This is a genomic window from Brevundimonas sp. (genome assembly GCF_050729455.1).
Lineage (GTDB): Bacteria > Pseudomonadota > Alphaproteobacteria > Caulobacterales > Caulobacteraceae > Brevundimonas.
Genome location: NZ_JBOHLI010000013.1, coordinates 45,829 through 55,658, shown reverse-complemented (window position 1 = coordinate 55,658; position 9,830 = coordinate 45,829). Strand labels below are relative to the sequence as shown.

8 protein-coding genes are annotated in these 9,830 nt (G+C 69.3%); 3 read left to right on the top strand and 5 right to left on the bottom strand.

The genetic code is table 11. The features are described 5' to 3' along the window. The 3 genes from ACREEF_RS05280 to folD form a co-directional block, all read right to left on the bottom strand. Positions 1-786, bottom strand: a 786-nt coding sequence (locus ACREEF_RS05280) for a TPM domain-containing protein (RefSeq protein ID WP_431564560.1), incomplete at its 3' end; no start/stop codon positions are given. A gap of 10 nt (positions 787-796) precedes the next feature. Next, positions 797-1,507 carry a LemA family protein gene (locus tag ACREEF_RS05275; protein WP_431564559.1) on the bottom strand — a complete coding sequence of 237 codons (711 nt, stop codon included), beginning with the start codon at positions 1,505-1,507 and terminating at the stop codon, positions 797-799. 66 nt (positions 1,508-1,573) lie between these two features. Continuing rightward, a complete protein-coding gene (gene folD / locus ACREEF_RS05270; protein ID WP_431564558.1) occupies positions 1,574-2,497 on the bottom strand; it encodes a bifunctional methylenetetrahydrofolate dehydrogenase/methenyltetrahydrofolate cyclohydrolase FolD in 924 nt (307 codons plus the stop codon). Between the two features lie 94 nt (positions 2,498-2,591). On the opposite strand from folD, the gene ACREEF_RS05265 reads away from it, so the two are divergent. The 3 genes from ACREEF_RS05265 to ACREEF_RS05255 are packed head-to-tail and all read left to right on the top strand — an operon-like array spanning position 2,592 to position 6,305. Beyond that, on the top strand, positions 2,592-4,442 hold the full coding sequence (locus tag ACREEF_RS05265; protein ID WP_431564557.1) for a PPC domain-containing protein: 1,851 nt from the start codon (positions 2,592-2,594) through the stop codon (positions 4,440-4,442). Between the two features lie 10 nt (positions 4,443-4,452). Beyond that, on the top strand, positions 4,453-5,484 hold the full coding sequence (gene fni / locus ACREEF_RS05260; protein WP_431564556.1) for a type 2 isopentenyl-diphosphate Delta-isomerase: 1,032 nt from the start codon (positions 4,453-4,455) through the stop codon (positions 5,482-5,484). 59 nt (positions 5,485-5,543) lie between these two features. Further along, entirely contained in the window at positions 5,544-6,305 is a 762-nt protein-coding gene (locus ACREEF_RS05255) for a peptidase (protein ID WP_431564555.1), read from the top strand. 78 nt (positions 6,306-6,383) lie between these two features. Here ACREEF_RS05255 and hutH read toward each other — a convergent pair whose 3' ends face one another. Further along, entirely contained in the window at positions 6,384-7,913 is a 1,530-nt protein-coding gene (gene hutH / locus ACREEF_RS05250) for a histidine ammonia-lyase (RefSeq protein ID WP_431564554.1), read from the bottom strand. Positions 7,914-8,079: 166 nt separating this feature from the next. Continuing rightward, entirely contained in the window at positions 8,080-9,741 is a 1,662-nt protein-coding gene (hutU, locus tag ACREEF_RS05245; protein ID WP_431564553.1) for a urocanate hydratase, read from the bottom strand. Positions 9,742-9,830: the final 89 nt, after the last annotated feature.

Here is a 9,830-nt window from a genome sequence, read left to right as displayed (position 1 = left end):
GAAACCGCCTCCGCCGCCGCCCCAGCCGCCGCCACGTCCGCCGCGGCCCTGGCTCCTCAGCGCCTCGCTGGCGGCCCAGATCAGGATAGGCGTCAGGCCGTCGTTCTTGCCGCGCCGCCGCCGCCCGCCCGCCGCCGCCTGGACCAGACTGATGAACAGGAAGAAGAAGATCAGGAAGATGATCAGGGCGGGCAGGATCGGCGCCTCGCGCTCGCTGGCCGCGCTTTTCGCCTCCGCCGCACGGGCCTGGGCCTCGGCCGGATCGGCGGTCAGCTGGGCGATGACGGCGTCGGTCCCGGCGATGATGCCGGCGGCATAGTCGCCCGTGCGGAAGGCGGGCAGGATGTCGTTGCGGATGATCAACGACGAATAGGCGTCGGTCAGCACGCCCTCCAGCCCATAGCCGACCTCGATCCGCACCTTGCGTTCGTTGGGCGCGACGATCAGCAGGGCGCCGCCGTCGTTCTCCTTCTGCCCGATGCCCCAGTGACGCCCCAGCTGATAGCCGAAGTCCTCGATCTCCTGATCCTGCAGCGAGGGCAGGGTGACGACGACCAGCTGGTCGCCGGTCTGCTGCTCCAGCGTCGCCAGCTTGCCGGTCAGGGCCTGTTCCTGTTCCGGCGTCAGCAACTGGGCGTCATCGACCACCCGACCGGTCAGGGCGGGGAACCGGATCTCCGCGGCGAAGGCGGGCAGGGCCGCTAGCCACAGTATGAGGCCGAGCAGCAGCGCCGGGATCAGATCCGGCGCGCTGCGGTCCCTCGCGGCGAGGGCGGAAGGGGTCATGTCGGGCGGATCAGGCCGCCGGAGCCGCAGCCGGAGCCGCCGCGGGCGGGGGCGAACCGGGCGCGGCCCCCGGCGAAGTCGCGGGTGCGCTGCCGCCCGGTTGCGCGCCCGGAACGCCGAGGTTGAAGTTGACCGTCGGCGCGCTTTGCGCCTCGGCCGTGGCGGTGAACAGCTGCATCGCCTTGGAGCCGCCGTGCAGGGTCTTGGCCCAGATCACAGTCGGGAAGGTGCGCAGCGACGTGTTGTAGTCGCGCACGGCCTCGTTGTAGTCGCGGCGCGCCACGGCGATGCGGTTCTCGGTGCCTTCCAGCTGCGACTGCAGGGTCAGGAAGTTCTGATTGGCCTGAAGTTGCGGATAGGCCTCGACCGTCACCAGCAGTCGCGACAGGGCGCTGGAAAGCTCGCCCTGCGCTTGCTGATACTGCTGGAAGGCGGCGGGGTTATCCAGTTGCGAGGCGTCGATGTTGACGCTGGTGGCCTTGGCGCGAGCCTCGATCACCTGGGTCAGGGTGGTGCGTTCCTGAATGGCCGCGCCCTGCACGGTGGCGACCAGGTTCGGCACCAGGTCCGAGCGGCGCTGATACTGGCTCTGGACGTCGGCCCAGGCCGCCTCGGCCCGCTCCTGCTTGGTCGGAATGGTGTTGTAGCCGCACCCCGCGACGGCGGGGGTCAGGGCCAGGGCGACGATGACGGCGGTGTTACGCGACGAAAATCCAGCCATGAAAGTCCTCCGACGATCGAAATGATCGCTGTTCGGGGAGGACTATCGGACCACTACGGCCCGGCTTCAAGCGTTCAGATCGTCCGGCGTCACGCCGACCGAGCGGCAGGCGGCGGTATAGGTGTTGGCCAGCAGGCAGGCGATGGTCATGGGACCGACGCCGCCGGGGACGGGGGTGATGCGTCCGGCAACCAGAGCCGCCTCATCGAAGGCCACGTCGCCGACCACGCGGGTCTTGCCCTCGGCGGCCTTGACGGGATCGCGCGAGGGGACGCGGTTGATGCCCACGTCGATGACGGTGGCGCCCGGCTTGATCCAGTCGCCCTTGATCATCTCGGGGCGACCGACGGCGGCCACCAGAATGTCGGCGGTCCGGCACAGGGCGGGCAGGTCGCGGGTGCGCGAGTGGGCCACGGTGACGGTGCAGCTTTCGGCCAACAGCAGCTGGGCCATCGGCTTGCCGACGATGTTGGAGCGGCCGACGATGACGGCGTTCAGGCCGGACAGCTCGCCCAGTTGGTCTTTCAGCAGCATCAGGCTGCCCAGCGGGGTGCAGGGGATCATGCCCGGCAGGCCGACCGCCAGACGCCCGACATTGACGACGTGGAAGCCGTCCACATCCTTGTCCGGGTCGATGGCGCCCAGGACCGCCGCCGAATCGATATGCTTGGGCAGGGGCAGCTGCACCAGGATGCCGTGGATGCCCGTGTCGGCGTTCAGCGCCGCGATCAGGGCCAGAAGCTCGGCCTGGGTCGTGGTGTCGGGCAGGCGGTGGGTGTCCGACCGCATCCCGGCCTTCAGCGTCGTCTCGCCCTTGTTGCGAACATAGAGCTGGCTGGCGGGATCCTCGCCGACGATGACCACCGCCAGGCCGGGCTTGATCCCGCGGGCGGTTTGCAGACGCGCGGCGGCGGCGGCGACGCGCTCGACCAGGGTGTGCGAGAAGGCCTTGCCGTCGATCAGCGAGGCGCGGGCGGGTTCGTCAGCCATGATCGGCTCCAAGGGCTCGGGAACTGGAAAGCGTGGCCGCGATTTACAGCCGCTGCGGTTCGGCGTCTATGATAGCGCCAGCAAAGAGGTTTTCATGCGTCATTCTCAGTTCGGGGCCCTGTTCGGGGCGGTCAGCGCCGTCGCCCTCCTGTCGTCCGGTTCCGCCTTGGCCCAATCTTCGGAAGCGGGCGCCGCCGACATCCGCATCGGCGCCGAGGTCCGCGGGCGGCTGGAGGACGGGGACGCCCGCACACGTGGCGACGAAGCCTACCGCTACGACGACTACCGCGTGCAGCTTCGCGCTGGTCAGCGGCTGCAGGCCGAACTGCGCAGCAGCGACTTCGACCCCTATCTGGCGATCTACGCCGAGGGACGGGCCTCGGGCGAGCCCCTGGCCTCCGACGACGACGGCGCCGGCAGCGGGACCAACGCCCGCCTGCGCTTCACGCCGGAAAGCGACGGAGTCTACATCGTGCGCGCGCGGCCCTTCTCGGGACTGGAAACCGGCGCCTACACCCTGGCTCTCAGCGAGCGCGTGGCGCCGCGTCAGCCGCGCCCGGGCCGCATCACGGTCGGCGGCGATGTCTCGGGCCGCCTGACCAGCGGCGACGCCGAGGACGAGGACGGCAATGTCTTTGACGCCTATGCCTTCCGGGCGAACGCCGGGGACCGGGTGGCGGTCCTGCTGGAAGCTGACGACTTCGATCCGGTGGTCCGCGTCGGGCGCATGATCAACGGCGGTTTCGTGCAGGCGGCCCAGAACGACGACGGCGCGGGCAAGGGGCTGAACTCCTACCTGGTCTTCACCGCGCCCCAGGCCGGGGAATACGTGATCCAGGCGGCCTCGGTCGCCGGCGCCGCCGAGGGTGACTATCGCCTGTCGCTGGAGCAGGGGCCGCCCGCGCCGACCGCCCGGCCGATCACGGTCGGCGAAGAGGTCGACGGTCGCCTGAACGAGGACAGCGCCAGGAGCGACTCGGGCGCCCCGGCCGACCTCTACCGCTTCACCGGCCGCGCCGGGCAGCGGGTGGCGATCAGCCTGAACGCCGACGATTTCGACAGCTACCTCGAACTGTTCGACGCCAATCGCAACAGCCTGGCCACCGACGACGACGGCGGCGGCGAGCTGAACGCCCGCCTGACCTACACCCTGGCCGAGGACGGCGACTATCTGGTCGAGGCGCGTGGCTTCTCGGACGCCACGGGCCGCTATTCGCTGAAGATCGAGGAGGTGACGCCGCCGCCGCCTCCCGCCGCCATCGCCTTTGGCCAGACGGTGCAGGGCGAACTGGCCGATGGCGACGGCACGGACGACGAGGGTCGGCTGTTCGACGGCTACACCTTCAGCGGGACCGAGGGGCAGAGGGTTCAGGCCATCCTGCGCTCGGGCGATTTCGACGCCCTGCTGCAGCTGCGCGACGCGGGCGACGACGACGCCGAGCCTCTGGCGACCGACGACGACGGCCTGGGCCAGGGGACGGACGCGCGCCTGACCTTCACCCTGCCCAAGACGGGCGACTATGTCCTGCGGGCCTCGCCCTTCGGCAAGGACAGCAAGGGCCTCTATTCGCTGGAGCTGATTGATCGCGGCCCCGAACCGGCGGCCGGCAGCCTGCTGATCGGGGCCACGGCGCGCGGCGCCCTGACCGAAAACGACGCCCTGAACGACGAAGGCGTCTACTTCGACGCCTATAGTTTCAAGGCCAAGGCGGACGAGAAGCTGCGCTTCACCCTGATCTCCGCCGTCTTCGACGCGGTGGTCGAGGTGGGCGAGGACAAGGACGGCGACTTCAACGGTCTGGCCGAGGACGACGACAGTCTGTCGGACACCCACGCCCGGCTGGACTGGACCGCGCCGCGCGACGGAACCTATGTCGTGCGCGCCCGCAGCTTCGCCCCCAACTCGACCGGCGGCTATGTCCTGACGGTCGAGCGTCAGCCCTGACCGTTCAGAGATGAGCGACGACCTGATCCTGGGCCGCAAGGACCAGCACCTCGACGTGGTGCTGTCCGGCGGCGGGCGGCACGCCTTGGCGAGCGGCTTCGACGACTGGCGCTTCGTCCACGAGGCCCTGCCGGATCTGGACCACGCCAAGATCGACCTGGGCGCCGACTTCCTGGGGCGGCGGCTGCAGGCGCCTCTGTTGATCAGCGCCATGACCGGCGGGCCTGCACGCGCCGAGGCCATCAACGCCCGCCTGGCTGAAGCCGCCCAGCATCTGGGCATCGCCCTGGCCGTCGGATCGCAGCGCGCCGCCATCGAGGGCGGGGCGACGGGCGGGTTGGATCGCTCCCTGCGCGACCGGGCGCCGGACACGCCGATCCTGGCCAATATCGGCGCGGCCCAGCTGACGCGCGGCTTTGGCCTGGATCAGGCCAGGCGGGCGCTGGATATGATCGGGGCCGACGCCCTGGTGGTGCATTTGAACCCCTTGCAGGAAGCCTGTCAGCCCGAGGGCGACCGCGACTGGTGGGGCGTCGGCGCCGCGCTGCAGGCCCTGATCCGCGATCTGGACGCGCCGGTCATCGTCAAGGAGACGGGGGCGGGCATATCGGCCGTCACCGCCCAGCGCCTGATCGCCATGGGGGCGGCGGGGATCGACGTGGCCGGGGCCGGCGGCGCCAACTGGGGCCTGATCGAGGGCGAGCGCGCCACCGATCCGGCGGACAAGGTCCACGCCGCCGCCTTCGCCGCCTGGGGCATCCCCACCGCCCGCGCCATCGCCGAGGCGCGCAACGCCTTGCCCGAGGCCCTGATCATCGGCTCCGGCGGGGTCCGCGACGGGGTCGACGCAGCCAAGGCCGTCCGCCTGGGCGCCGACGTGGTGGGCATGGCCTCGGGCGTCATCCAGGCGGCGACCGTCTCGACCGAGGCGGTGGTCGCGCATTTCCAGGTGGTGATCCGCCAGCTGCGCACGGTCTGCTTCTGCACCGACGCCGCCAACCTGGGCGCGCTCAAGCGGGCGCCGCTGCTGGCGGCGCGATAAATCAGTCGTTTAGAGCCCTCGCGCTACAGGCGATGGTTCAACCTTCGGAGACCTCCCCCATGCGCGCCCTTCTGATGACGACCGTTCTGGCGTCCGCCCTGGCCGCGGCCGGCGCCGCCTCGGCACAGAGCACCATCCGCCCCGGCCAGACGGTGCAGGGCAATTTCAGCGCCAAGGACGCCCGCATGGGCGACGGCTCGCACTACCGCTGCTACGTCATCCAGACCAATGCCGATGAAGCCTATACGGTGACGCTCAGCTCGTCGGACTTCGACACCTATCTGTCGGCCGGTCCCGGCGCCGACTGCGATGAGACGACCGTCACCAACGACGACGGCCCCGACATGGGCACCAATTCGCAGCTGCGCTTTTCCTCCGGCGGCGGCCTGTGGATCATCAAGGCCAATACGCTCAGCGAGGGCGAGACCGGCCGCTATCAGCTGACCGTCTCGGCGGGCGAGCGCGTGCGGCCGACCACCCAGGTCCAGCCTATCGCCGTCGGCGAAAGCCGTCAGGGCCGGCTGGAGGTCAGCGATCGCCGCGCCGGCGACGGCTCCTTCTACGACTGCTACGCCCTGACCGTCGCCCGCGCGGGCCGCGTCGCCGTTCGTCTGGATGCGCCGGAGTTCGACGCCTATCTGTCGCTGTACGAGGGGCCGCAATGCGACGGCGACTCCCTGGCCAGCGACGACGACAGCGGCGGCCGCACCAGCGCCCTGATCGTCCAGGACCTGAGGCCGGGAACCTATTCCTTCCGCGCCAACACCCTGAGCGCCGCCGAAGAGGGCGAATACACGGCCACCGTCTCGATCATGCGCTGATCGCGGGCCGTCAGGACTGGATACGACAAAGGCCTCGGCGGTTCCGCCGAGGCCTTTTCCTTGGGCTGCAACGCGGCCTTAGGCCGAAGGCAGCAGGTCGCCGGCGAAGGCGCGGTAACGACCGGCCCGCACCCCGTCCGTCGCCCGCGCGATGTCCGGCGCGAAGTAGCGGTCGGAGGCATAGGGCTCGGCCGCCTCGCGCACGATGGCGTAGGTCTGTTCCAGTTCCGGCGACGAGGTCAGCGGACGACGGAAGTCGATGCCTTGCGCTGCGGCCAGCAGTTCGATGCCCACCACGGTCGCCGTATTGGCGGCCATGTCCAGTAGGCGGCGCGCGCCGTGGGTGGCCATCGAGACGTGGTCTTCCTGATTGGCGCTGGTCGGCACGGTGTCGATGACGCAGGGGTGGGCGACCATGCGGTTCTCGGCCACCAGAGCCGCCGCCGTCACCTGGGCGATCATGAAGCCCGAGTTCACGCCGCTGTCCTTGACCAGGAAGGCGGGCAGGTCGGTCATCTTGGGGTCGACCAGGATGGAGGTGCGGCGCTCGGAGATATTGCCGATCTCGCACAGGACCATGGCGATCTGATCCGCTGCATAAGCAACAGGTTCCGCGTGGAAGTTGCCGCCCGAGATGACGTCGCCGTCCTCGATGAAGACCAGCGGATTGTCGGTCACGGCGTTGGCTTCGCGTTCCAGCATGGCGGCGGCGTTGCGCAGCACGTCCAGCGTCGCGCCCATGACCTGCGGCTGACAGCGCAGCGAGTAGGGGTCCTGCACCTTGGCGCAGTCGTGGCGGTGGCTGTCGCGGATGGCGCTGCCGGTCAGCAGTTCGCGCAGACGACGGGCCACGTCGATCTGACCCGGCTGGCCGCGCAGGGCATGGATGCGGTGATCGAACGGCGCGTCCGAACCCAGCAGGGCGTCGACCGATAGGCCGCCCGCGGCGATGGCGGCGGCGAAGACGTCCTCGGCCGCGAACAGGCCGGTCAGGGCCAGGGCCGTCGAGCACTGGGTGCCGTTCAGCAGGGCCAGACCCTCCTTGGGGCCCAGGACGACCGGCGACAGCCCGGCCTTGGCCAGGGCCGACACCGCGTCCAGCGTCTGACCCTGATAACGGGCCTCGCCGACGCCGATCAGGACGCAGCTCATGTGGGCCAGCGGGGCCAGGTCGCCCGAGGCGCCGACCGAACCCTTGGACGGGATCAGCGGCAGGACCCCGGCGTTGACCATGCCGATCAGGGTCTCCAGCGTGTGCCGACGCACGCCCGAGGCGCCCTTGGACAGGCTGGCGATCTTCAGCACCATCAGCAGGCGGGTGACGTTTTCGTCCAGCGGCGCGCCGACGCCGCAGGCGTGGCTGAGCACCAGGTTCTTCTGAAGGGTTTCAAGGTCTTCCGGGGCGATGCTGGTGTTGGCCAGCAGGCCGAAGCCGGTGTTGATGCCATAGACCGTGCGGCCCTCGGCCAGGATGGCGGCGACGACCGCCGCTCCCTTTTCGACGTTGGCCCAGGCGGCGGGCGTGAGTTCGACCTGAACGGGACCGTTCAGGGCTTGGCGCAGCTGATTAAGAGTCAGCGGGTCTTGGCCGATAATAATCTTCGTCATTTCTTCTTCTCCTCCCTTCCCTCGAGGGGGAAGGGCCGGGGATGGGGTGTAGGCAGCGGGCCTGCAATCAAGGGCGCGGGAGGCGGCACCTCCAGAGCCATTCAAGGAAGGGGTGGAGGGTTCACCCCCACCCAACCCTCCCCCCTCGAGGGGGAGGGCTATCCGGTCACGTCAAACTCGGCAGGTTCAGGCCGTGTTCGCGCGCGGCGTCCTTGGCGATGTCATATCCGGCGTCGGCGTGGCGCATGACGCCGGTGGCCGGGTCGTTCCACAGGACGCGTTCCAGACGCTTGGCGGCTTCCGGCGTACCGTCAGCGACAATGACGACGCCCGAGTGCTGGGAGTAGCCCATGCCGACCCCGCCGCCGTGGTGCAGCGACACCCAGGACGCGCCTGACGCGGTGTTCAGCAGGGCGTTCAGCAGGGGCCAGTCGGACACGGCGTCCGAGCCGTCCATCATGGCCTCGGTCTCGCGGTTCGGGCTGGCGACGGAGCCGCTGTCCAGATGGTCGCGGCCGATGACGATGGGCGCGCTCAGTTCGCCCGAGGCCACCATCTCGTTGAACATCAGACCCGCGCGGTGACGGTCGCCCAGACCGATCCAGCAGATGCGGGCGGGCAGGCCCTGGAAGGCGATGCGCTCGCTGGCCATGTCCAGCCAGCGGTGCAGGCCGGCGTTGTCGGGGAACAGCTTCTTCATCGCCTCATCCGTCTTGCGGATGTCCTCGGGATCACCCGACAGGGCGGCCCAGCGGAACGGGCCGATGCCGCGGCAGAACAGCGGGCGGATATAGGCGGGCACGAAGCCGGGGAAGTCGAAGGCGTTGGTCACGCCCTCGTCGAAGGCGACCTGGCGGATGTTGTTGCCATAGTCGGTGGTGGGGATGCCCATGGCGTGGAAGTCGAGCATGGCCTGAACGTGGACGGCCATGGATTTGCGCGCAGCGGCCTCGACGGCGGCGGGGTCGCTGACGTGCTTTTCTTCCCACTCGGCGACGGTCCAGCCCGAGGGCAGGTAGCCGTTGACCGGGTCATGGGCGCTGGTCTGATCGGTCACCAGATCGGGGCGGACGCCGCGCTTGACCATTTCAGGCAGAAGGTCAGCTGCATTGCCCAACAGACCGATCGACAAGGGTTTCTTGTCCTTGAACGACTGCTCCAGAAGCGCCAGGGCCTCGTCCAGGGTTTCGGCCATGACGTCGACGTAGCGGGTGCGCAGGCGGAACTCGATGCGGCTGCGCTGGCACTCGATGGTGATGCACGACGCGCCGGCCATGGTCGCGGCCAAGGGCTGGGCGCCGCCCATGCCGCCCAGGCCCGCCGTCAGGATCCACTTGCCCGACCAGTCGCCGCCATAGTGCTGGCGGCCCGCCTCCATGAAGGTCTCATAGGTGCCCTGAACGATGCCCTGGGTGCCGATGTAGATCCACGAGCCGGCGGTCATCTGGCCGTACATGGCCAGGCCCTTCTTATCGAGCTCGTTGAAATGCTCCCAGGTCGCCCACTTGGGCACCAGATTGGAGTTGGCGATCAGCACGCGCGGCGCGTCGGCATGGGTGCGGAAGACGCCGACCGGCTTGCCCGACTGGACCAGCAGGGTCTCGTCGGCTTCCAGCTTCTGCAACTGATCGACGATGGTGTCGAAGGCCTGCCAGTTGCGGGCCGCCTTGCCGATGCCGCCATAGACGACCAGGTCCTCGGGACGCTCGGCCACCTCGGGGTCGAGGTTGTTCATCAGCATCCGCATGGCGGCTTCGGCCGCCCAGGTCTTGGCGGTCTTTTCAGACCCACGCGGGCTGCGGATGATGCGGGTGTTGGGCGTGGCCATCGATTCCTCCATGCGGCGTCGGTCGCCGTCGTGCGTCGGGCTCAGTGTTATGTCTAGACATTAATGCGCGCAAGGGGCAGTTTCGCGTC

Coding starts and splice junctions, on each gene's coding strand:
- hutH (WP_431564554.1), bottom strand. CDS start 7,913: ATGACGAAGATTATTATCGGCCAAGACCCGCTGACTCTTAATCAGCTG.
- folD (WP_431564558.1), bottom strand. CDS start 2,497: ATGGCTGACGAACCCGCCCGCGCCTCGCTGATCGACGGCAAGGCCTTC.
- ACREEF_RS05275 (WP_431564559.1), bottom strand. CDS start 1,507: ATGGCTGGATTTTCGTCGCGTAACACCGCCGTCATCGTCGCCCTGGCC.
- ACREEF_RS05265 (WP_431564557.1), top strand. CDS start 2,592: ATGCGTCATTCTCAGTTCGGGGCCCTGTTCGGGGCGGTCAGCGCCGTC.
- fni (WP_431564556.1), top strand. CDS start 4,453: ATGAGCGACGACCTGATCCTGGGCCGCAAGGACCAGCACCTCGACGTG.
- ACREEF_RS05255 (WP_431564555.1), top strand. CDS start 5,544: ATGCGCGCCCTTCTGATGACGACCGTTCTGGCGTCCGCCCTGGCCGCG.
- hutU (WP_431564553.1), bottom strand. CDS start 9,741: ATGGCCACGCCCAACACCCGCATCATCCGCAGCCCGCGTGGGTCTGAA.